The organism is Marinomonas sargassi (assembly GCF_025716875.1).
GTDB lineage: Bacteria > Pseudomonadota > Gammaproteobacteria > Pseudomonadales > Marinomonadaceae > Marinomonas > Marinomonas sargassi.
On sequence record NZ_JAOVZB010000006.1, the window covers coordinates 181,975 to 205,076 of the forward strand.

Genomic DNA, 23,102 nt, shown 5'->3' on the forward strand with positions numbered 1-23,102 from the left:
TGGTTGACCAAAAACTAATCAAGAGAGATGATGAGAAAACATATATTCGTCACGCCACATACAAAAATAAGAGAGGTGTGTTAATGGGTTATTCGTCATCTATTGAAAATATTTTGCAGACTTGTAAAAGGAAACCGACACAGCTAGTGGAAAATCGTGTTGCCTTTGCAGGCCCTCACGCAGAATTAAGTATTTATGATACTTATGAAGAAGCTGAAAATATCAGTTTGAAAGCAGACTCTATGCTTTATTGCGGCATGGTTAGCGGTGCGAAGCGAATGCACACAAAAGACAGGAGTGCTATTCCTTTTCTTCCCCACGAATCGTTTGTTCTGGCTCCCCATGAGGAAGTGTTTATCGATTTTCCTGAAGCCAAAAGAAATGCACCTACGACTTGTCTTACTATTGCTATATCAGACGAAAGAGTCGCTCAGATATGTGACAGAATGAATGATCAAATTATTCAGCACTCCCCTCACGACATCCAAATTGATCCACATCAGCATTTACATACCATTCATACTCAAGCAACACAGCAGGTATTAGAACGTTTAACCAGCGACTTCATACAGAATGATCCTGACCGAGATTTATTGGTCGATTTTGGCGTAAATGAATTAGTCACTCGGATATTAAGACACCACGGGAAGAATGCCTTATTACAATTTTCAGCACAGGCACCTGATAGCAATGGCTTAACCTGTGTCATTCATTGGATAGAAAACAACCTCTCATCGCCATTAGACTCATATGTGCTTGCTAAAATGGCGTGCATGAGCCGTAGTCGATTTTATGAATGCTTTAAAAATCAGCTCGGCTGCACTCCATTGGAATATCAACACCAGCGGCGCATGGAGCAAGCTTTTAAAAAGCTTCAACAGCAACGTTCAGTGACGAGTGTTTGCTATGAGCTCGGTTACCAGAGTCTGAGTCATTTTAGCCGACGCTTTCACCAGCATTTTGGCTTATCTCCAAGGCAAGTTACCCAAAGACAACATTAAAAAAGAAACAAACCAAGCTGGTAAATAGGAGCAGAGGAAGGTTATTTGAATTTACGCTTTTCTTTCTCGATCGGCTTTAGCTTCCAGTTGGGAGCCTCGCCTTTTAAGTAGTAGATAACAATAAGAACAATTGTACTAAGAGCCGCCCATAGGCTCCACGACAACAACTCTACTTTAGGGTCTACTGTATAGCTAATAAGCACCAGACTTAGCAGGTACGAGACTTGTACAAACCAGCCTTGCCAAACCGTAGGTTTTGCCCAACCGATGCCCGTTTCTTTCGCAGGAAACCAAATCGTTTTTTTATCTGACATTGAAACAATTACACCTTATTCATTATGTTAAGAATACAAAAAAGAGCCGACAGCGGCTCTTTATTTTTATACGTTAATTAAAGCTAAAACCTAGCTACGAGCTAAAAATTCACCGCGGGTCTTATCACTCCTCTTAAACAAACCACCTAATGCTGTCGTTTGTGTCGACGAGCTAGCATCCATCACGCCACGGGCTTTCACGCAAAAGTGCACAGCACTAATGCTCACAGCGACATTATCAGTTTCCAATAATGCTTGTAAGGTTACTAAGATTTGTTGAGTAAGTCGCTCTTGTACTTGTGGACGCTGAGCAAAGAAGCGCACTATACGATTAATTTTAGATAAACCAATTATCTTACTCTTTGGTAAGTAAGCCACTTTTGCTAGGCCATCAATAGTCACAAAATGATGTTCACAGGTGCTAGTAAAGCTGATATCGCTCACTTTCACCATTTCATCTACCTTCATCTTGTTTTCAATAACGGTAATTTTTGGAAATTGCTTATAATCCAGCCCTGAGAAAATCTCTTTTACATACATTTTCGCAATGCGATGTGGCGTTTCCGCTAAACTGTCATCAGTTAAATCAAGCCCTAGAGTTTCTACCACATCAGTAAATGCACTTTTGATTCGAGTATACTTCTCTTCAGTGCTAAGACCGTTATCTATCATTGGCGTTTCTAAGCCGCTTTTTATTAAAGCATCTCTTACTAGTTGTGCTTCTTTTGACAATATAATGGGCGTTGAATTTGTAAGTTCTGCGATTTCAGCTTTCATATTAATTTCCTATGTGACGTCACCTTGTCACAGTCATAAGATATTTCTTAATGCTCTACACTTAGCGACTAAACTAAATGCCGACCGCCATCAAGGGACAAGGTCCTGCCTGTCATATAACGACTTCTTAACAAGTACTGTATGGACAACACACCTTCTTGTTCTCCAGGTTCTTTACTAAGCAACATTTTCTTTCGAGCCTTCTGCTTATATTCTATATCGTCTTGCTCATTAAACATAAGTAATGAGGGAGCAATAGAGTTAACTTTTACATGTGGAGCAAAACGCTTAGAAAATGAGTGGGTCAAATTCGCTAGACCTGCTTTGCTTGATGCGTAGGCTATATGATTATCACTACCCTTCTCTACCACATAGTCAGTGATATGAATAATGTCAGCCATCCCCAGAGATTCACTCGCTGCACATAATAATGGCTCGAAGGCCAGATTAATACGGTATGGCGCAAAAACATGTATTTGCCACATTTTTTCCATTAAAACGGCTAGGTCAGTGACTTCTTTTTCCGTTTGCCATTCAGAAGCATTATGAATAATGGCCCTTAGACCTTGGTAATTTTCTAAGATTTCCTGAATAAAATTCTCGACACCTTTATGGGTAGAAAAGTCAGCCTGTATACAATGCACGCCTACTTCTTCTAGAGCAGGAATACTTTCTCTTTTTGTCCTGTAGGTAATAACGACATCGTAACCGTCGCTTACCAGTGCCTTTGCACAAGCCAACCCCAAACGCTGCGCTCCGCCTGTAATCAAAACCGGCATTTTGTTTAACATTGTATTCCCTAACCTAATATTCTTAATCATTGACTAAAAACACAAATAACTGATTTCTATCACACCATAACAAACTAACGAGACAAAAGTTAAAAAAGATCAAACAAAGTGAAAACAAAGAGGAAACAAAAAATATTTTAGTGAATTTTCTATAAAGTAATCTAATAATGATTTTTAATCGTATTCATTGAACTAATCTTAAACAGATTACTCATAAATGTGTATTTGTTAAGTTTTAGACCACCAATAAACCATCTACCTGATGAATAAAGAAGTGATAAAGGAGTAACAATGAGCGTACAGACAGACAAAGCCAACCTAGCCCTATCTGCACAAGATATTCCCCAAGAAGCCTTCGACTGGTATGACGAGTATGCCCATGGTGACATTGACCGTCGTACTTTTCTTTCTCGCTTAGGCACCTTAAGCGTTGCAGGCCTAACACTTTCAGTTGTCGCTGGAGCACTTACACCGAACTATGCCCTCGCCGAGCAAGTGTCTTTCAACGACCCTGACATCACTGCTACCTATGTTGAATTCGACACACCAAATGGTCATGGCAAAGGACGTGGGTACTTAGTTGTCCCTAAAAATGTTAGTGCTGAAAACAAAGCTGCTACAGTATTAGTTGCCCATGAAAACCGTGGATTAAATCCATACATTGAAGATGTGGCTAGACGCTTAGCAAAAGCAGGCTTTATTGCTTTCGCTCCAGACGCTTTATTCCCTCTAGGTGGTTACCCAGGTAATGACGATGAAGGCCGTGCAATGCAAAAAACATTGGATAGAGCCAAGATTGAAGGCGACTTCATGGACGCAGCAACCATGCTTAAGAACCACTCACTGGGTAACGGTAAAGTCGGCATGGTTGGCTTCTGCTTCGGTGGCTACTTAACTAATGCACTAGTCGCAAATATGCCTGAGACTATCAATGCAGGTGCGCCATACTACGGTACGCCAAGTAAGACTAATATTGATAAGATTAAGGCTCCTCTTCAGCTTCATTTTGCTGAAATGGACAAACGAGTTAACGCAACTTGGCCTGACTACGAAAAAGCACTTAAGGCTAATGATGTTGATTACCAAGCCTATATTTATAAGACAGCCAATCATGGTTTCCACAATGACTCAACGGGTCGTTACCAAGAAGATAATGCTGAACTAGCTTGGAGTCGTACTGTAGACTTCTTTAAGCAAAACCTTAGCGCTTAATTAAAAGTTAGAAAACGCTAAAGGCGCTCTATGCTAAGCAAGAGCGCCTTTTCTTTTTGTGTCTTGTTTTACTAAGTCTGGCTTATTAACAAAAGCGGGCAAATTTAATGTTTGCTCCCAAAGGCAATCACAAAGATCTGAAAGACTCATTCCTTTATTGTCTTGTAACCAATCAACTACAGCTTTAGCAACATTCGGATAGGTAATACAAGTTACTTTGCTGGTCTCTAACCATTCTTTAATGATGTTCGAATCCAACTTATCCGCTGCTTTTGCCGCACCTAAAAGCTCTAATGCAATCGCATTAGAGTGCTGCTCTATTTGACCAGTTAAGGGCTTAACTAAAATACGACGCCCAAACTGCAGAGCCTCAGAATTCAGCTCAAACCCTGCATTACTTAAAACGGAAGCACATTCACTAAGATTTTTCTGGAACTCATTACGGCTAAATGGGAAAACCTCTACATTTCCATAAAGGCCGGGGTCAATATCCTTACAATGAAAACGAAAATGATATTCTGGAATAGCCTCTAACCAATCAAAAACAGCTTCACTGTTCTCAAATGGCAAATACACTAATACATTCTTTTCGTCGGGTGCATTACTCAACTCTTTTTCATGGATAAGAGGAGGCAAAATTGAGTGACCAAAATGATGCCAGTGAGATCCAAGCTGCATTGTTGCGGGAGCAAAATTAGACATAATCCATTGGGCTACTCGGTTCTTTTTATAGCGAGGAATATCATGAACAAAGGCATACTGATGACCAAAGCCGATACAAGCAATGCCTTGTTGTTTTGCTGCCCACGCGACAACAGGCTCATAGTCAGTAATAACAATGTCATAGCCACGGGTGTCAATGGAGCAAACATCCTTATATAACTGAAAAAGATTAGCTTTAAATAACGTTGCACCTAGGTCAAGTTTGCCATTGCGGGCAACAAAACTTAATCCCCTAAAATGCCTATATTCCCCAAAAGCAGACATATCAAAATAGTCTTCTGGGTCTCTACCTGAAAATATATAATCTACTTCTACTCCAGCGGCTGAAAATTCTGCCGCCATGGCTCTTGCTCTGGTTATATGACCATTACCCGTCCCTTGTACGCCATATAATACCTTCATATTAACACTCCTATAATAAAGGCCGCACAAGCACTACCTAGCAGTGCTCCAATAACAGTATCTGTTGGAAAATGTACACCTAAAAAGATTCGTGACATGCCAACATTTACTGCCCAAAAATATAAAATAAAGCTAAAAGCTGGGAACCACTCTGAAAGGCAATAAGCAACAAAGAAGGCGCCTGACGTATGGCCAGAAGGAAATGAAAATTGATCGGATGGAATAATATAACTTCGAAAGCCATCCAAAATATCAGCCGGTCTATTGCGCTTGCAGCTTCGTTTTAAAATAAAATATATACAACGCTCAAGAAGGAAACCAACCGTTAGCACTAATGCCAGCATTTCATAGCCGGTCATCACACATAACAAAGCACCAGCAACATATAGAGGACCGTCTGCCGTAAATGAAATAGCCCGGCCAATACGCGTGAGTAATGCCCTGTGCTTACGTGCCATAAACCAATAAAAAGCTTGTACATCAAATGCATGAATATTTTGAAGTATGTTCATCTTGATCCCTCATCATATTGTTTTTCATCCTTTCAACATAAATGAGAATAATGTCACCCCCATTTCAATTAGATGACAAATAGATGACAGACGAACAAACAAAAATGCCCCACTCAATGAGCGGGGCATTTTTGAATATTACCTAAAATATAAGCTTACATATCGTTCATTTTTTTGAACAAAGCAATCATAGCTTCAGGTTTTACTTTTTTGTTGCTGCTGTTCAATGCATATACAACGGTTTCACCTTCTGGGCCTGCACCAATGTCTGTATAGCGTAATGGTACTTCGCCAACAAGACGAGCATTTGCCATTTCTTCTAAAGAACCAAATACATAGATACGGCCTTCAACGCGCATTTCGCCATAAAAAGCATCTGCGCCTTCTAGTTTGCCATCGTACATATCAACAGAAGCGATACCTGATTGCTTCTTTTTATCTTCATTCGTCAAACCAAAGACAATTGTTTCGCCTTTTGGACCTTCACCGATACGAACTTTACGGTAAGAAGTTTCACCAACAGTTAAGAACTCTTTGTATACATCACGATCGTCAAAAATGTAGATGCGACCTTCATGATGAACTTCATACAAATCAACATTGTTTAAAGAAACCGCTTCAACAACAGGCTCAACAACGTCTTTTTTAACCGTTTCAGTACCACAAGCAGTTAATAAAGTTAGTGCAACTAAACTTGTCGCAACGGGTAAAAACTTCAATTTCATTTTTGAACTCCTTAGTTAGATTTACGAACACTTTAAGAGCTAAAAATGACAGAAACATGAAAAAAACATTACAAATTAATGACAATGAATAATAGTCGCCAAAATGACTTTAACCACAACTTCAAACACTTATAACCAATTGGTTAACATCACTCCAACACCTAAAGATTGAGTATGATGATCAAAGTCTAATAAAGACTGCCCGTAGCCATTAAAGTACTGCAGATATCCTCTACTTTTTCCCCATAAAGGAAAGGTGAAACCAACTTGAATAGCCCCTCTATTATCGGACGCTTTTAGGTTATTTCGAAACATCACATCAATACTGTAATCATCTATTACATGTATGACATTAAATTCACCATAACCAAAGTAGTTTTCGATATTAGGATTATCGTCATTAGAGGAACTCTCTGGCACCCTGTACCAAGGCTTAATAGAAAAAGCCGTATTCTCCGTTTCAAAAACAAAATCCATATAAAAACGGTTCCATGATCGAGATAAATCACCTGATTGGCCATTAGACTGGTGATTAAACCCATAACTTACATAGCTTGGTTTTATGCCAAAAATACCTTTTTTCGGCTGAGTCACGACAAAGATTTCTGGCTCATGATTGGTATCCCGGAACGGAGCCGAGATATCGCTATTGTAAGCCTGCCAATAGGCTTGCTGAGTATAAGCAAACCATAGGCTACTATTACGACCAGCCACATCCCACGCAATAGGGAATTTCATGCTGAGCTGAAATTTAAACTCAACACTTTGTAAATTCTCAGAATCATCTTCACCTAAAAAAGCCCTGTCATTAGGGCTAGAGGTGTAAGCAATAGGTAGGAAGTAATTCGGTTTGTGAGGAGTTAATACAAAAGGATTATTAACCGTTGCCGCTTCACGCCTAATCCGTTGCTCTAATAGTCCCTGAGCTTCTTGCGCACGCACTGAAATAGATTCAGGTATCTCAGGCTCTGTGGGATAAATACTAGACTCTTCCGCTATGGAATCAGACTGAGTCACTTTACTGTCTGTTTGAGCCTCTTCAGATAACCCAGTTTCCCCTATTGCAAAGCAGGGCAATAACATCACTAAACAAGCGATGATTTTCATCTAATCTATCCTTATAAGGTTAAGGTGATACTTTAGTTTTAACGTAAGAGGCTTTGTCTATATCACACACTTCCACACTCAAAATGGTTTGGGGGAAATTAAGACCAACTAAGTTATCTAATACTAAACTCGACAGCGACTTCTTTTGTTCAGCTGTACGACCAGACAATATTTTCAAAGTCACATGAATAAAACCTTCCTCTTCACCTGCAGCTACAAAGTGATTACAAGCAAATGCTCTTACTTTTACGTCTTCTGGAGAGAAAAGGCTTGAGCGAATGCAAGCTACTTTCACTTCTTCCATAATATTTGAGACAGGTATCTTTTGTTCAGTATTCTGACTGTATTCAATAATACAATGGGGCACATTAAACTCCTTTCAGCTAAATTTTCTATTTTATGAAAAAATAATGATTAATAACCGCGTTGCAAATCGACAAGAGTAGGCAATACTCCTTGTTTGCGATAACGACGAATATTACTCACAACGATTCGACTGGCACTTTCTGGATGTGTAGGCGCAGAAATATGAGGCAACACAGTAACATACTCATTCTCCCAGTATGGGTGATTATCCACTAAAGGCTCTTTATCAAACACATCCAATACCGCATGGCTCAAATGCCTAGTTTCTAATTTTTCTATTAGTGCCTTGTCATCAATGAGAGGGCCTCTGGCAAAGTTAATAATACTTGCTCCCTCTGGTAAATAAGAGAACTTCTCTGCATTTAGAATATGAGTCGTTTCTCGCGTCAAAGGCAGTAAGCAAATTAGAATATCACTCTGGGACAATAGCGTGATCAAGCCATCATCACCATAATGGCTAGTTAAACCTTTTATAGACTTTGGGCCTCTACTCCAACCCTGTACTGAAAATCCATTATCAGATAATCGCTTAGCACTGACTAAACCAAGCTCCCCTAAACCAAGAACTCCAATACGACGCTCTTTCGCCAGTACCATAGGTTGCTGACACCACTGTTTTTGCTTTTGTTGAAAGCGATACTGGGGCATATCTCTATGTAAATATAATGTCCAAGCTAATACAGCTTCTGACATAGTAAAAGCCAGATTAGGATCTACAAGGCGGGCGATATGAAAAGAAGGGGACGGTAATTCCATAACCATTTTTTCTACCCCAGCCCATACACTATGCACCCAAGTTAAATTAGGTAAAGCCAGTAAGTCTTGAGGATCTGGGTTAGCTACAATCGCAACATCTACGGTTTGTTTTTGAGCTTCAGTAAAACTTGAAAAAGCTATGATTTCTTCTTCCGGCATCATAGTCGATAAAAGCCTAACCCATTCATTTTGCTCAGCTAAACTGAGGCGACTAATAAAAGGAATCATCTATATAACATCCTGCTAACGACAATACTCTCTACTCTACAGCCAGCCTATAAAATACACATCTAAAAACTCAAAAATATAATAAGTATTTCCATTTGATATATAACAACTTATCTAAAATAAACCTCCCATAAAAAAGCCGCTATGACACAATTTGCGTCATAACGGCCTTTTCAAGTTTTCGAAATGAGGTTTTAACCTATCACAGCACCATCTTCTCTTGAGATGGCAATCACACTGGAGCGAGGTACAGATTGACCACCTTCAGGCCAGTGTGAGTTACCTTTTTCGCCAGGGTGCTGAACACTAATAAACATAGTGGTACGTTCAGGGTTCCAAGCGGCACCTGTGATTTCACACTCTTTAGGGCCAACAAGGAAGCGACGAATCTCACCTGTTTCTGGATCAGCCACTAACATCTGGTTATTACCCTGACCTTCAAAGCCTTTTTGGTTAGAGTAGTTTCCGTCTGTTTGAATCCAAAGTAAGCCTTTAGAATCAAATTTAATGCCATCAGGAGAGTTAAACATATTGTCCTGAGTGATGTTTGAAGAACCTGCATTAGCATCGTCATAAACAGCAGGGTTACCCGCTAATACAAATAGGTTCCACTTAAACTCAGTACTTGTATGATCTTCATTCATTGGCGTCCAACGAACGATCTGGCCAAAATTATTCTTAACACGAGGGTTTGGACCACTCGCTGGTGTTTCATCACCGCCAGCATTTGGTTTAACACCACGGTTTTTATTGTTAGTTAACGAACAGTAGACTTCTACTTTATTCGGGTTAGACGCTACCCATTCAGGGCGATCCATCGTTGTTGCACCCACTTTAGATGCGGCAACACGAGTGTGGATTGAGATTTCTGCCTCTGTCATTCCTGTTGTCTTTGGTGTTAAAGGCAACCATTCGCCGCGGTTATCATCATGGAATTTAGCAACGTACAGTGTTCCCTCTTCCAGTAAATCAAGGTTATTACCGCCTGCAAGATACTTATGCTTAGAAACAAAGCGATATAAGAACTCGCCTCGCTCATCATCACCTAGGTACACAACAACATGACCATTAGCTGCAATCGTCAACTCTGCGTTTTCGTGCTTAAAGCGACCAAGGGCTGTACGCTTTTTAGGACGAGCAGTTGGATTAAGCGGATCAATCTCAACGATATAACCTGCACGGTTTGGTTCGTTTGGCTCTTGAGATACATCAAAACGAGAATCTGCCATGGCCCATTTGTAACCCCAATCTTTATGGCTAATACCATAGCGCTTCATTTCAGACGTTAGTTCAAAACCTTCATCACTTGAAGAAAAGTAACCGTTAAAGTTTTCTTCACAAGTTAAATAAGTACCCCAAGGTGTTTGGCCATTACCACAGTTATTCCAAGTACCTTTAGAAGTTACACCTTTTGGATCTGCTTTTGTTTTCAATAAGTCATGCCCACGAGCAGGACCAGTAATATCCATATCTGTATCAACTGTAATACGACGGTTATAAGATGAGTCTTGAACAATGCCCCACTTACCATTACGTTGCGCAACTTCAACAATAGAAACACCATGTGCTGCTTTACTTTTACGAATGTCGTCTGCTGTTGTTGGTACACCATCAGTACGATTGATGTGTAGAGTCTTACGATTTGTGTATTCGTTGTTAACACAAAGAATTTGACGACCGTTATGTGAAAATAACGCCATGCCATCATTATGGTCACCAAACGCTAATTCTTGTGAGGCACCTGTACCACCCGTTGAAGTATCCAACGCTGGCGCATTACTAAATAATGGATCGCCCCAAGATACTAATACGTCCCACTTGTAGCCCTTTGGCACAGTAATTGTGTCCAAAGCATTTGCTTTCACCATTTCAAATGCGAGGCGCGAATGCTTATGTCCTGCTGCCAATGCACTACTTGTCGCTAGCGTTGTAGAGCCCATAACAAAAGCGCTTGCGCCAACAGCGGCACCACCACCTAAGAAGCCACGACGAGAAACCATCGAATTCGCAACCTGCTCAAATTCAACGACTTCTGGTGCCGGTCTTACCAGCTCATCTAGTTCATCGAAGCTCAATTCATCTCTTTGTTTAATACTCATAATACTGCCCTATATTATTCAGACCCACTTCTTCACAAGGGAAGTGGTCATACATGGAATGAAAAACATCTCTCCTGCAAAAGAGACTAGGGCAGAGTCTAATGAGCCAAGATGACAAAAAAGTGACGTTTTTATGGCGAAAAGAGTATCTAGATAAACATAAATACTGACCTAACTCAGGCAACTAAATAACCCAAGAGAAAAACAGCAAAAAAGCATTGGTTAAACGCATATTGATATTATAGAAATAATATTTCGAGAGTACTTAGGCATGGTCAAAAGCAAAGAAATAGACTAAAAATAAATAAATTAACCAATTTACTTAAAGTACACTGGCTCATAAGCATAAAAAATGTAAACTATAGGGACATAAAGAATTTTAATAGTTTTATTAATATCTTAGCTATTTATAAAGAATCTTCAGAAGACCAACCCTATAAACAGAGGCCACAATAATGATTAATAGCCTACGTAAGACCCCAATAAATTCACGCTTAACAAGTCTAGTTCTGTTCTTTGCTTTAGGTTTGCTCTTTGTAGTCTACCTTGCAATTACAAGTAACAAACAGTCGCTACTGGATGAGAAATACTCTCAGACTAAGTTCGTTGTTGAAACAGCTTCGGGAGCAATAAAGCACTTTTATAAACTAGAGCAGTCCGGCGCATTAACTAGAGAAGAAGCACAAAACTTTGCAATGAATGCAATCAAAGAAGCTCGCTACTCAGGTAATGAGTACTTCTGGATCAATGACTACTCATCAAACATGATAATGCATTCTGCCAATCCTTCCCTTGATGGCAAGAACCTCGCAACACTTAAGGATAAAAATGGTAAAACCATCTTCCCTGAGTTTATTCGCGTAGTAAAAGCTCAAGATGCAGGCTACGTAGATTACTTATGGCCAAAAGCTGGTAGTGATGTTCCTGTAGAGAAAATTTCTTATGTGCAAGGGTTTGAGCCATGGCAGTGGATTCTTGGCTCTGGTGTTTACCTAGATGACGTAGATACACAGTTTAAAAGCGAAGCAATCAAGCTTAGCCTACTAAGTGGTGCCATTATTATTATCGCATTACTACTCTCCATTGTGATTGTACGTTCCATCATATCCCCTATTACTCAGCTACAAGCTGCGATGGAAAATATCTCCCATGGTGATGGCGATCTAACAGCACGTTTACCAGAAGCAGGTAATGACCAGCTGACTAAAATTGCTTCTTACTACAACATATTCATTGAGCGATTAACTAACACTTTATCCGAGGCAGTCGCTCTCAACTTAGAGGTAGAAAGCAAAAGCCAAGAGTTAAGGTCTGTTGCTGGTAAAACAAAAGCAATAGCTCAAGAGCGTGAAGTCATGTTCACTGAAATGGCAGATACCATCACAGAAGTGGACAACTTCAAAGATGAAGTGATAGAAACGACTAAATCTACTATTGCCTCTGCTCACAATACAGTTGAAAAAACACGTACTGGACAAGAATCTATTACCCAAACGGTACAATCCCTTGAGAAGCTATCTCTTGAACTAGAAAGTGGCTTAAATACGGTAGTTCAACTCGCTGAGCAATCGCAAACGATTGGTTCTGTATTGGATGTGATTAGTGCGATTGCTGAACAAACTAACCTACTAGCACTTAACGCTGCGATAGAAGCTGCACGTGCAGGTGAGCAAGGCCGAGGGTTCGCAGTCGTAGCCGACGAGGTACGTGGTCTAGCCAGTCGTACTCAAGCATCGACAGATGAAATTCAAGCAATGATTAACAAGCTTCAGGCTGGTGCTAAAGAAGCAGAGTCTCGTATTACTGAAAGTCATAAGCAATCGCAGAAAACGACGGAAGAGATCACTCTGACCACTCAGTATTTACAAGAGATTGCTAACTCAGTAGATGATATCGATCATGCAAGTAATACGGTTATTCAGAGCGTTAACATGCAAAGTGAAGGCATGCACAAACTAACGCAGCTAAATGAAAAAATCGTTGATCTTTCTGCTCAAGCTAGCAAACAAGTTCAGAAAAACAACGAAACCAGTGTTGTTCTTGCGGACACATCAGAAAGAGCTAAGGAAGTTATGTCAACCTTTAAACTTTAAAGGCACATAATAGAAATGCTAGGAGGCCATTAACCTGACGTTATTGGCCTTCTTTTTTGACCTATGAAAGGTATTCTTTTTCTATGGTTTAAAGGGAGCTAGCACTTGGCCCCCTTCTCTCCTTCCTTCAAACCTGATTTCAAACGACTATAGATAATAAATCCTGTATCTGATCAGGAGATACAAAACGAACAAGGCGGCCTTTCTCCTCTCCGTCTTTTAGCAGGATAAGCGTAGGCCATAGTGTGACTTTAAATTGTCTGCCCAGTTTCTTACCTTTACCATCAAATACCTTCATATGAGGTAACTTGGGATAAGACTCCATAACTGTACAGAGCAAGGGCTGAGCCGCTTTACAATACCCACACCAGTTCGTGCCAAACTCTAACAAAGCCCAACCAGACATTCTGGTAAGACCCTCAACTTTTGGAGTTTTTTCTAAAAAGTCAGCGCTATAACCTAAGGTTACAACTTCAAAGCCATTTTCCTGCATGAAATTCCTCCTCAAGTTCACAGCATATAAGCCCATAGTAGTAAATTAAGAACATACCTGAGGCGCCTGATAGTCTAGCTTTAATAATTTAAAATAGTTATCGCCTAAAGCAATGTGACGGAATGCATCATCGTCTAGGTATTGTAAGATTCGACTGGTTGCCTTGAGCTCTTGTTGATATATCTCATAGGAATTACCTTTAAAAGCAACAAAATCAGAGCCGGGTAATATACGAGTAGAATACTTATTCAGAAAATCAATATAAACACTTTGATTCGACGGGCGTTTGAAATAGTAATCGTCTAAGAGGCGCCATGAAATATCTAGCATCAAGTTAGGATGTTTATTTAACAATCGAGATAAAATATCGATGTGTTCTTCTGCTCTTAAGCGTATTTGTTCATACGAAAGTCCCATATGCGCCCATACAATTTTATTATCTGGATAGGTATCTAATACCTTCTCCATTAGATAAAGATAACGAGTTGGCTCATCATCATTACCGATATCAGAGTGAATAGTAATAGGATCGTTACGCAGCCTAAGCGCCGTCATGAAATCAGCCCATTGGTTGATATTTTCAGGGGTGGCGGCAACATGTTGATTATTAAATTGAGCCTGCTTCACTAGGTTCACTTCACCCATCCAATGAAAAAAGCCTGGGTACTCTTTTTCATACAACTCCATTAATGCAATCGTCGACTCAGGGTTGGATAAATCAGTAAAGGTCATAGACAAGGTAAGATGTAAGTCGTTTGGAGGATTCTCTGCCATATTGGCAGCATTAACTAAATCATTTCGAGTAGTGGGCAATACAGGTACCCCAGGACACTTAGAATAATTAAGACAAGTGGAATTAGGTGGCAGCATTTGCCCAATGCCATAGACATTAGCAAAACGAACTGTAGTACGGCGAAGGTAATCGTTCACCTCTTCAAAAGGGATCGCCTTACCGTTGAATGGTCGGTAATGAAGGTGGGTATCCACAACTGGTGTATAGGGTTCTGTTGTCCTATCATAGCAAGCTGATTCCTCTTTAAACGAGGCTAAGCCACGATATGTGTTGCTTTCTGTTGGAGATGTACACCCAGTCAAGAAAGCTATGAAGAAGATATAAAAACCTATACGCATTATTTTACTCGCAGCTTATATGTGTCAATCCACGTTATCAGTAAAAGCTATTTACTCAAAGCTCCATACTGAAAAAATGAAGTTTTCCACGCAAAAAAATGGCCGCGACGAAGGCGGCCATTTTTTGTAGAAAAGGAATTACTTAAGATTTAAAACATCCTGCATATCATACATACCTGCAGCCTTACCTTCTAACCAGCTCGCTGCTCGAACAGCACCCTTTGCAAAGGTCATGCGGCTACTAGCCTTGTGAACAATCTCAATACGCTCACCTTCTGTTGCAAACCAAACGCTGTGCTCACCGACAACATCACCGGCGCGAATAGTTTCAAAGCCAATTTCTTTTTGAGTGCGAGGGCCTATCTGGCCTTCTCGTCCATATACAGCACATTCTTTAAGGTCACGACCAAGAGCATCTGCTACTACTTCACCCATACGCAACGCTGTGCCTGATGGTGAGTCAACTTTATGTTTATGATGGGCTTCTACAATTTCTACATCGTAATCATCACCCAAAATTTCCGCGGCTGTAGCTAACAATTTAAGCGTTAAATTAACACCAACACTCATGTTCGGAGCAAAAACAACTGGCGATGCAGAAGAAGCCTCAGTCAATTTAGCTTTTTCATCATCATTTAGACCTGTTGTACCAACCACAATCGCTTTATTATGTTGAGCACAAAACGCAGCATTTTCTAAGGTAAGTTCTGGTGTTGTAAAATCAATTAATACATCGAAATCGTTTACGCAGTCTTGTAATGACGCTACCGCAGCCACATTAAGTTTGCCTTCGCCTGCTATTTCACCAGCATCAGCTCCAATTAAACTACTACCCGGTTTTAAGATAGCGGCGCCTAATGAAACCCCTTCAGCACTTTTGATTGCTGAAATTAAATTTTTACCCATGCGCCCAGATGCGCCAATCACTGCTACTCGCATTTTACTTACTTCCTCAATTTTATCTGTGAACACAATAACAAAAAATCACTTTAATCTCAGCCCTTAAAAAAATTAAGAAGTCGACAGGCAATAAAAAAGGAGCCGAAGCTCCTTTAAAAATGAGACCCTATATTTAGAAAATCTGATTTGGAGATAACTCATCCAATAGCGACTCATCAAATTCAAGGTCACCTTGAAGAGGTAAATCGTCTACGGTTTGACGAACCACAGGGCGAGGTTGGTCATTTTGGTTAATCACGATTTCAACTCGACGGTTTATGCCACGGTTTCTCGGGGTATCATTAGGAACTAGAGGTCGCGTATCAGAATACCCAGTCACACCAAATCGACTTTCTTCGAGTCGGTCTGAAAGGAATAGCTCCTCAGCAACAGAGATAGCCCGGGCAGAAGATAGCTGCCAGTTTGAACCAAAACGAGCACTATCTATCGGTATATTATCTGTGTGCCCTTCCACTGAAATACTACCCTGCACCTCGACCAAAATTTCACGAATAAGGTCGATAACTGGAATAAAGTCATAACTTAACTCAGCGGAACCAGATTCAAACGCTCCCTGATCTTTGATCCGAATCGTAATTGTCTCTTCCTGAGTTTCAACTTCTACCGTTCCTTTAGAGATTTCTTCACGCAATACAGAAGCTATTTGTTGAGCATCTTCTTCTGTTTCTTGAATCTTTTGTTCTTTCGTAATATCGGCTTGAGATTTATCGACAAAATCAACAGGGGATGGAGAACCCGAATCACTTTGCTCTTTGAGCTCTGCTTCACCAGGGCTACACAAAACTTCTAAGGTATGCTCAGGTGTAGTATCGACTTTTTGCCTAACTTCATTGATAGGGGTAGGTTCTGGACGAGCAGGGCTAAATTCTTGCGCTATTATCGAGGTACCCATAGGTACCTCTTCAGCACGTATATCACGCTGAACACCAAAAGCGACTTTCAGAGAACCAGCAATCTGTTTGTACTTAGTGACGTCCATTTCAGCAAATGACAAAAGCAGTACGAAGAAACACAATAGCAAAGACATGAGATCCGCGAAGGTTCCCATGTAGGCTGGTAAGCCCTCAACACATTCTGGACAGTCTGATTCTGCTTCTTCACTCATTATCGAATCCGCTTATAACTAAATTATTCACGCTCAAGTCGCTTACCTTCAGGCATATAGGTCTTAAGTGCACCATCCAATACTCGAGGGTTAAGACCCGATTGAATGGCAACTAAGGCATCCAGAATCAATTGTTGGCAAATAAGTTCTTCATCTGCACGAGCATTTAGCTTGGCCTGAATCGGCAAACACACCATATTCGCAACCATGGCTCCGTAGAGTGTTGTTAGTAGGGCGATTGCCATCGCAGGGCCGATCGCTGCAGGGTCAGACATGTTAGCAAGCATCTGTACCAAACCTACTAGCGTTCCGATCATCCCCATTGCTGGAGCAACATCACCAAACGCTTTAAATATTTTCGCACCACCATTGTGTCGTGCATAAGCTTGATTCATGTCTTTAGAGAGCTGGTTTTTGACCACGGTGCTATCATGACCATCCACCAGCATTTGAATACCCTTTGATAAAAAAGGATGGCTAACTTCTTTACCTTCTAGAGACAGCAGGCCGCCTTTACGCGCTTCATCGGCAAGGCCGTAAATTTCGTCGATTAGAGCGTCAACAGGAACGCTTTTAAACATAAAGGCCTTACCTGCAACTTTACCAGCTCCAAGAAATTGCCCTAGTGGATATTGCATCAAAGTTACGAAAGTAGAACCAATCAATACAATCAGTATCGAGGTTACATCGACGAACATCCCTGCAGAGCCACCCAGTACAATCGCAGCACCTACGACGATACACGCTCCAACAAGTCCTAATAACGTTGCGATATCCACACACGTCTCCCAATAAAAAAGCTATAATGCGTACAATGAAGGTATATGATTCTATACGAAAGCAAGACTAACAATAAATCTTCTTGTGTATTTTTTATAATTTATATAATTAATTGTCTCAACGTTTCAACTTTTTACTAGTCAAACTGAGTTTTATTTAAGAGTAACTATTCATGCCGCGTAAAAACAGTGTTCATTACTTTGAAGAAAACCTAACTGAGTTAGATTCAATAGTCACCCAACTCGAATCTAATGAGCTTTCTTTGGAAGAAGCTCTAAAAGCCTTTGAAAAAGGTGTTAAACTCAGTAACGAATGCCAATCCGTACTGACAAAAGCAGAGCAAAAAGTTCAGATCTTATTGGAAAAGCAAGACGGTGAACATTTAGAAAACTTTGAACCGGAATCTAATTAGTGACTTTAGACGTTTTTTCTCAATATGCTCGTAATCGAGTAGATTTATACCTCCATCAGAATCTCCATCAATACGCACCTGCCAAAGCACTTCAGGAAGCGATGTTTTATAGCCTTTTTAACGGCGGAAAGCGCATTCGACCTATGCTGACCTATGCAACAGCGTCACTATTCTCTGATGTCAATAATCTAACGGATGCCAGCGCAGCCGCTCTTGAATCAATACATGCCTACTCGCTGATTCATGATGATTTGCCGGCCATGGACGATGATGATTTACGCAGAGGAAAGCCAACCTGTCATATTCAATATGATGAAGCGACCGCCATTCTAGCGGGCGATGCACTACAAACCTTTGCTTTTGAATTGCTAAGTAATAATGAACTTCAGCAGCCTACTACCCAATTATCGCTTATCCAAGAGCTGGCTAAAGCCTCAGGCCGCCATGGCATGGTAACAGGTCAGATGATTGACCTGTCCAATGTTGGTAAAAACCTTGATATCCAAGCTCTAGAACAAATGCACCTACATAAAACTGGTGCACTAATTCGTGCCAGTGTTCGAATGGGCGCTATTAGTACAGGAATGAGAGATCAGAAAGTTTTTGACGCATTAGATACCTATGCCAATGCCATTGGTCTAGCCTTCCAAGTGCAGGACGATATCATCGACATAACGAGCGATACGGAAACACTCGGCAAGCAGCAGTTTTCAGACGAAGATGCGGATAAACCAACTTATCCTAAACTATTAGGTTTAGAAGGGGCTCAGAAGCTTGCTCAACAGCTAAACGACCAAGCAATAAACGCGATATCACCTTTTGGTGACTCTGCGAAACCTTTAGTTGAACTTGCAAACTATATTATTGGTCGTAACCACTGATATACTTAGCCGCTTTTCAAAATTAACTTATTTGCGATCAAGCCTTTGCCCATGTTTGAAGAAATACCAACCTCACGACCTGACACACCATTACTGGATCAGGTCAATACACCAGCTGACTTGCGAACATTTAGCAAAGAGCAATTACCTACGCTAGTGAATGAACTTCGTGAGTTCATGCTATATAGTGTTGGGCAAACAGGTGGTCATTTTGGCGCTGGACTAGGCGTTGTAGAGCTAACAGTTGCATTGCATTATATCTACAACACTCCTGACGACCGTATTGTCTGGGATGTAGGCCATCAAGCCTATCCCCATAAAATTCTCACTGGCCGTCGTGATGCATTACTGAAAATTCGTCAAGAAGATGGCATTTCGGGCTTTCCAAAACGCGACGAGAGTGAATACGATACTTTTGGTGTCGGTCATTCTAGTACATCCATAGGCGCTGCATTAGGTATGTCTCTAGCAGCACAGCAACTTGAAACAGGGCGAAAAGCCGTTGCTGTAATTGGCGATGGCGCTATGTCCGCAGGTATGGCCTTTGAAGCACTCAACCATGCAGGCCATGTCAAAGCCAACATGCTGGTTATTCTGAACGATAATGAAATGTCTATCTCCAAGCCTGTAGGCGCATTATCTAGTTATTTTGCTCGTATTTGGGCAAGTAAAACCTACGATAATATTCGTAAAAGCGGCCATAAGGTTTTTTCTGGACTACCATCCGCATTAGAACTCGCACGTAAAGCGGAAGAACACATGAAGGGAATGGTTTCACCTGGAATGATGTTTGAAGAATTAGGCTTTAACTATATTGGTCCAATTGATGGTCATGACTTAGACCATCTAGTACAGACTATTGCTAATTTGAAAGACCGTGAAGGGCCTCAATTCCTTCATGTCATCACCAAGAAAGGCAAAGGCTTCGAGCCTGCTGAAGGTGACCCTATTGGCTACCACGCTATTAATAAAATTGAGCCGGCTCCCGTAACAAACAAACCCTCTTTGCCTAAATATTGTAACGTGTTTGGCAAATGGATATGTGATGCTGCAGAGCAAGACAATCAGCTCGTCGCCATCACTCCCGCCATGAAAGAAGGTTCGGACCTCATTGCCTTTGCTGACCGCTTCCCAAAACGTTACTTTGATGTTGCCATTGCGGAACAACACGCAGTGACATTAGCGGCAGGTATGGCGTGTGATGGTTTAAAGCCAGTGGTTGCTATTTATTCAACCTTTTTACAACGCGCCTACGACCAATTAATTCATGACGTAGCCTTGCAAAACCTTGATGTGCTTTTCGCTATAGATAGAGCTGGATTAGTGGGTGAAGATGGTCCAACTCATGCTGGAGCATACGATTTAAGTTACCTTCGCTGTATTCCAAACATGGTGGTCATGGCACCTTCAGACGAAGACGAATGCCGAAAAATGCTGCAAACAGGTTATTTTTACCAAGGGCCTGCGGCTGTTCGCTATCCTCGAGGGAATGGTCCTGGGGTAACTATTTCTGATGGTTTACAAACATTAGAATTAGGCAAGTCTCGGACTCTTCATGAGGGTAAATCTGGAACAGTAATATGTGCATTTGGTGCACCCACTTATGCGGCCTTAGAGGCTGCGAAGAATCTAGACGCTACTCTTCTTGATATGCGCTTTGTGAAACCTCTTGATAAAACGGCATTGCTTCACCATAAAGATGCAAAACTTATAGTCACGGTAGAAGAAAATGCCATCATGGGCGGAGCAGGCTCAGCTGTGAGCGAATTCTTGCAAAACCACAATATTCTTACCCCTGTTTTACATATTGGCTTGCCCGATAAATACGAAGAGCACGCAAGTCACAAAGCAATGCTAAAGCGTGTTGGATTAGACACTGAAGGAATTGAAAAAGCAATTAAGGCTAAGCTTAATTGCCTTTAACTGCCTAACTATTTTTAATTGCTTAGACCCTTGCATTGGAATCTTGCTATTGCAAACGCTCCTCTGGCACCGTGGTATCAGCTATTGGCATGATATTGATGTATTCTGGCTGCACTTCCTGTTCTGGACACATATCAGAAAATAGCTGAGAGTGAGTTTGATTTTCTATTATTCTGACGTGACATCTTGTTAAGCCCCTTGGCTCAGGAACACCACATGAATGGGCTATCATACCGATACTGTGCAGTAGTTCGGTTGCGTAGTTTGCCACTCGCTCCGATTTTTCTTCAGGTACAAGCCCCCGCTGCAAGTCTCTATTGTGAGTAGTGATCCCTGTCGGACAGCTATTTTTATTGCACTGTAATGCCTGAATGCAACCCAGCGAAAACAAAAATCCTCGTGCAGAAACAACAAAATCTGCTCCTGCGCTTAAAGCCCAAGCCACCTTACCCGGCACAATCAGCTTGCCCGATGCGATAATTTTAATATGCTTACGTAACCCATAAGAGGTAACGATATCGACAACCTTGGGTAAACTCTCTCGTAGACTCATTCCCACATAATCCATTAGAGGCTGAGGAGCAGCTCCAGTACCGCCGTCCGAGCTATCAATAGTGATAAAGTCTGGACAGTAGTCTATGCCTTTTTGATGAATCAGTTGGCACAACTCGTTAAAAAAGCTTAAGTCACCCACTACCATTTTAAAACCAACAGGCTTAGAGGTAACTTGTCGAACCCTATGTATCATATTTAATAAATCATCAACGGATTTAATATCTTTATGACCATTTGGGCTGTTTGAATCTTGCCCTTCGGGAATTCCTCGAATAGCCGCGATCTCTTTGCTTACCTTATCCCCAGGCAACATACCTCCCTTGCCTGGCTTTGCCCCTTGACTCATTTTAATTTCAAACATTCGTACATTTTCGTGCTTGGCAACGCTTTTCAACTTTTCATCATCGAGTTGTCCTGTTGCATTGCAAACGCCGTACTTTGCCGTTCCGATTTGATAGACAAGATCACAACCACCTTCTAAATGAAAAGGTGATACACCACCCTCTCCTGTATTTAGCCAGATACCCGCTTTTTTGGCACCTTTAGCCAAGGCTTGAATCGCTGGTTTAGATAACGCTCCGTAGCTCATACCTGAAATATTAATAACAGAGCGAGTACGGTATGGCTTCTTTGCTGTAAATTCACCGATACAGACTTCTTTTGGCGGCAGAGCATCTTCATCCAGTGTTGGAAAGGGGCTGTTTAAGAAAAATACATCACCGGGTGTTTCTAAGGATCGTGTTGAGCCAAAAGCAATTGTAGAATCCACTTTTTTCGCAGCACGATAGGCCCATGCCCTCTCTGCTCTATTAAAGGGGCGCTCTTCCCTATCCATAGCAAAGAAGTACTGTCGAAAAAATTCTCCCATATGTTCAAAGATATACCTAAACCGGCCAACAACAGGGTAATTACGTCTAATCGTATGCTTAGTTTGATGCTTATCGATCCAATACATAATGAAGACTGAAACAATCGTCACTAAAATAAGAGCAACAAATATCAAAATACTCCAACGAATAACAAATGTCGCTAATGAAGATAAATAGTCCATAACAGCCCTTATAATGAGATCACATCTCTAATAATGCTTTTCAGATAACAGGAAAGAGTCTTCTTTTATATGGCACAAGAAAACAAAGAAAGTTAATAAAAGATTACTTATATAGAACGGCAGAGAGCGAAAAGACTTTATATATTATTAATATACAAATGAAAGGAAGAGATAATAGACCTTAAAAACACCTATTACCCCTTTGCTAATTAGCAGATATTAGAACCAAAGAAAGACTACTTTATCGATTAAAACCCATAAAGCAAAGATAAAGGTAGTCATAGCCACCAAGCCATTCTTCCATTCATCAAAACGAACTCGGCAATAGACGATACCTGCAGACGTTATACATAGCGTTAGCAGACCTAAAACGCCCAAATAATTAGGGAACCATAAAGTGACAGCACCAAGTAATTCAGCGACACCAACGGCAAGTAAAATCCACTGATTCAGGCCGCACTCTTTGAAGAAAGTAAGGTTGCGTTGATAAACAAACTGAGGGACACCAATGATCTTGGCACTACCAGATAAAACAAAAAAAATGGTTAGCTCTAATGACACCACGAAAAGAATAAATGAACTCATTGAAGACCTTTTATTATTTATATATTTAGGTAGTAATTAACAAACCTACTTAGAAATAACCTTACAGAGGCAAAGCGGAATGTTTTTTTACAGCGGGTGATAATAATCCTCTTTTCCACC

The 23,102-nt window shown here is 40.8% G+C and carries 23 protein-coding genes; 6 read left to right on the forward strand and 17 right to left on the reverse strand.

Annotated features, from left to right (window positions below):
* Positions 1-83: 83 nt before the first annotated feature.
* A complete protein-coding gene (locus tag OFY17_RS13405) occupies positions 84-1,001 on the forward strand; it encodes an AraC family transcriptional regulator (protein ID WP_263531245.1) in 918 nt (305 codons plus the stop codon).
* 41 nt (positions 1,002-1,042) lie between these two features.
* Here OFY17_RS13405 and OFY17_RS13410 read toward each other — a convergent pair whose 3' ends face one another.
* The 3 genes from OFY17_RS13410 to folM form a co-directional block, all read right to left on the reverse strand.
* On the reverse strand, positions 1,043-1,315 hold the full coding sequence (locus OFY17_RS13410; RefSeq protein ID WP_263531246.1) for a hypothetical protein: 273 nt from the start codon (positions 1,313-1,315) through the stop codon (positions 1,043-1,045).
* A 90-nt stretch (positions 1,316-1,405) separates the two neighbouring features.
* Positions 1,406-2,092, reverse strand: a complete 687-nt coding sequence (folE, locus tag OFY17_RS13415) for a GTP cyclohydrolase I FolE (RefSeq protein WP_263531247.1) — start codon at positions 2,090-2,092, stop codon at positions 1,406-1,408.
* Positions 2,093-2,160: 68 nt separating this feature from the next.
* Positions 2,161-2,883: a dihydromonapterin reductase gene (folM, locus tag OFY17_RS13420; protein WP_263531248.1), complete on the reverse strand. Its 723-nt coding sequence runs from the start codon at positions 2,881-2,883 to the stop codon at positions 2,161-2,163.
* A gap of 291 nt (positions 2,884-3,174) precedes the next feature.
* On the opposite strand from folM, the gene OFY17_RS13425 reads away from it, so the two are divergent.
* Entirely contained in the window at positions 3,175-4,095 is a 921-nt protein-coding gene (locus OFY17_RS13425; RefSeq protein ID WP_263531249.1) for a dienelactone hydrolase family protein, read from the forward strand.
* Between the two features lie 33 nt (positions 4,096-4,128).
* On the opposite strand, the gene OFY17_RS13430 is transcribed toward OFY17_RS13425, so the two are convergent.
* From OFY17_RS13430 to OFY17_RS13460, 7 genes are all read right to left on the reverse strand, one after another.
* Positions 4,129-5,220, reverse strand: a complete 1,092-nt coding sequence (locus OFY17_RS13430) for an MJ1255/VC2487 family glycosyltransferase (protein ID WP_263531250.1) — start codon at positions 5,218-5,220, stop codon at positions 4,129-4,131.
* Positions 5,217-5,732 carry a phosphatase PAP2 family protein gene (locus OFY17_RS13435; protein WP_263531251.1) on the reverse strand — a complete coding sequence of 172 codons (516 nt, stop codon included), beginning with the start codon at positions 5,730-5,732 and terminating at the stop codon, positions 5,217-5,219. The genes OFY17_RS13430 and OFY17_RS13435 overlap by 4 nt, the downstream gene beginning before the upstream one ends.
* A gap of 155 nt (positions 5,733-5,887) precedes the next feature.
* The gene (locus tag OFY17_RS13440; protein WP_263531252.1) at positions 5,888-6,457 is read right to left on the reverse strand and encodes a hypothetical protein; all 570 of its coding nucleotides are present in this window, start codon (positions 6,455-6,457) and stop codon (positions 5,888-5,890) included.
* A gap of 129 nt (positions 6,458-6,586) precedes the next feature.
* A complete protein-coding gene (locus OFY17_RS13445) occupies positions 6,587-7,564 on the reverse strand; it encodes a phospholipase A (RefSeq protein WP_263531253.1) in 978 nt (325 codons plus the stop codon).
* A 19-nt stretch (positions 7,565-7,583) separates the two neighbouring features.
* Positions 7,584-7,931 (reverse strand): 5-carboxymethyl-2-hydroxymuconate Delta-isomerase, encoded by a 348-nt coding sequence (locus OFY17_RS13450; RefSeq protein WP_263531254.1) that lies wholly within the window; start codon positions 7,929-7,931, stop codon positions 7,584-7,586.
* A gap of 47 nt (positions 7,932-7,978) precedes the next feature.
* Positions 7,979-8,914 (reverse strand): 2-hydroxyacid dehydrogenase, encoded by a 936-nt coding sequence (locus OFY17_RS13455; protein ID WP_263531255.1) that lies wholly within the window; start codon positions 8,912-8,914, stop codon positions 7,979-7,981.
* A gap of 194 nt (positions 8,915-9,108) precedes the next feature.
* Positions 9,109-11,013 carry a PhoX family protein gene (locus OFY17_RS13460; RefSeq protein ID WP_263531256.1) on the reverse strand — a complete coding sequence of 635 codons (1,905 nt, stop codon included), beginning with the start codon at positions 11,011-11,013 and terminating at the stop codon, positions 9,109-9,111.
* Between the two features lie 455 nt (positions 11,014-11,468).
* Here OFY17_RS13460 and OFY17_RS13465 point away from each other — a divergent pair, with 455 nt between their 5' ends.
* Positions 11,469-13,106 carry a methyl-accepting chemotaxis protein gene (locus tag OFY17_RS13465; RefSeq protein WP_263531257.1) on the forward strand — a complete coding sequence of 546 codons (1,638 nt, stop codon included), beginning with the start codon at positions 11,469-11,471 and terminating at the stop codon, positions 13,104-13,106.
* A gap of 139 nt (positions 13,107-13,245) precedes the next feature.
* On the opposite strand, the gene OFY17_RS13470 is transcribed toward OFY17_RS13465, so the two are convergent.
* The 5 genes from OFY17_RS13470 to pomA form a co-directional block, all read right to left on the reverse strand.
* Positions 13,246-13,599: a thioredoxin family protein gene (locus tag OFY17_RS13470; RefSeq protein ID WP_263531258.1), complete on the reverse strand. Its 354-nt coding sequence runs from the start codon at positions 13,597-13,599 to the stop codon at positions 13,246-13,248.
* A gap of 45 nt (positions 13,600-13,644) precedes the next feature.
* A complete protein-coding gene (locus OFY17_RS13475; RefSeq protein WP_263531259.1) occupies positions 13,645-14,730 on the reverse strand; it encodes an amidohydrolase in 1,086 nt (361 codons plus the stop codon).
* Between the two features lie 138 nt (positions 14,731-14,868).
* Positions 14,869-15,669, reverse strand: coding sequence for a 4-hydroxy-tetrahydrodipicolinate reductase (gene dapB / locus OFY17_RS13480; protein WP_263531260.1), 801 nt, complete (start codon positions 15,667-15,669; stop codon positions 14,869-14,871).
* A 133-nt stretch (positions 15,670-15,802) separates the two neighbouring features.
* Positions 15,803-16,795 (reverse strand): MotB family protein, encoded by a 993-nt coding sequence (locus tag OFY17_RS13485; protein WP_263531261.1) that lies wholly within the window; start codon positions 16,793-16,795, stop codon positions 15,803-15,805.
* A 23-nt stretch (positions 16,796-16,818) separates the two neighbouring features.
* Positions 16,819-17,574: a flagellar motor protein PomA gene (gene pomA, locus OFY17_RS13490; RefSeq protein ID WP_263531262.1), complete on the reverse strand. Its 756-nt coding sequence runs from the start codon at positions 17,572-17,574 to the stop codon at positions 16,819-16,821.
* Between the two features lie 173 nt (positions 17,575-17,747).
* On the opposite strand from pomA, the gene OFY17_RS13495 reads away from it, so the two are divergent.
* Genes OFY17_RS13495 through dxs form a run of 3 tightly spaced genes read left to right on the forward strand, consistent with a single transcriptional unit; the run spans position 17,748 to position 20,791 of the window.
* On the forward strand, positions 17,748-17,987 hold the full coding sequence (locus OFY17_RS13495; protein ID WP_263531263.1) for an exodeoxyribonuclease VII small subunit: 240 nt from the start codon (positions 17,748-17,750) through the stop codon (positions 17,985-17,987).
* Positions 17,987-18,868 carry a (2E,6E)-farnesyl diphosphate synthase gene (ispA, locus tag OFY17_RS13500; protein ID WP_263531264.1) on the forward strand — a complete coding sequence of 294 codons (882 nt, stop codon included), beginning with the start codon at positions 17,987-17,989 and terminating at the stop codon, positions 18,866-18,868. Before OFY17_RS13495 ends, ispA begins: the two co-directional genes overlap by 1 nt.
* 51 nt (positions 18,869-18,919) lie before the next feature.
* A complete protein-coding gene (dxs, locus tag OFY17_RS13505) occupies positions 18,920-20,791 on the forward strand; it encodes a 1-deoxy-D-xylulose-5-phosphate synthase (protein WP_263531265.1) in 1,872 nt (623 codons plus the stop codon).
* A gap of 46 nt (positions 20,792-20,837) precedes the next feature.
* On the opposite strand, the gene OFY17_RS13510 is transcribed toward dxs, so the two are convergent.
* Entirely contained in the window at positions 20,838-22,397 is a 1,560-nt protein-coding gene (locus OFY17_RS13510; protein ID WP_263531266.1) for an FMN-binding glutamate synthase family protein, read from the reverse strand.
* A gap of 219 nt (positions 22,398-22,616) precedes the next feature.
* Complete coding sequence (locus tag OFY17_RS13515; protein ID WP_263531267.1) at positions 22,617-22,982, reverse strand: DoxX family protein; 366 nt, start codon at positions 22,980-22,982, stop codon at positions 22,617-22,619.
* Between the last annotated feature and the right edge of the window lie 120 nt (positions 22,983-23,102).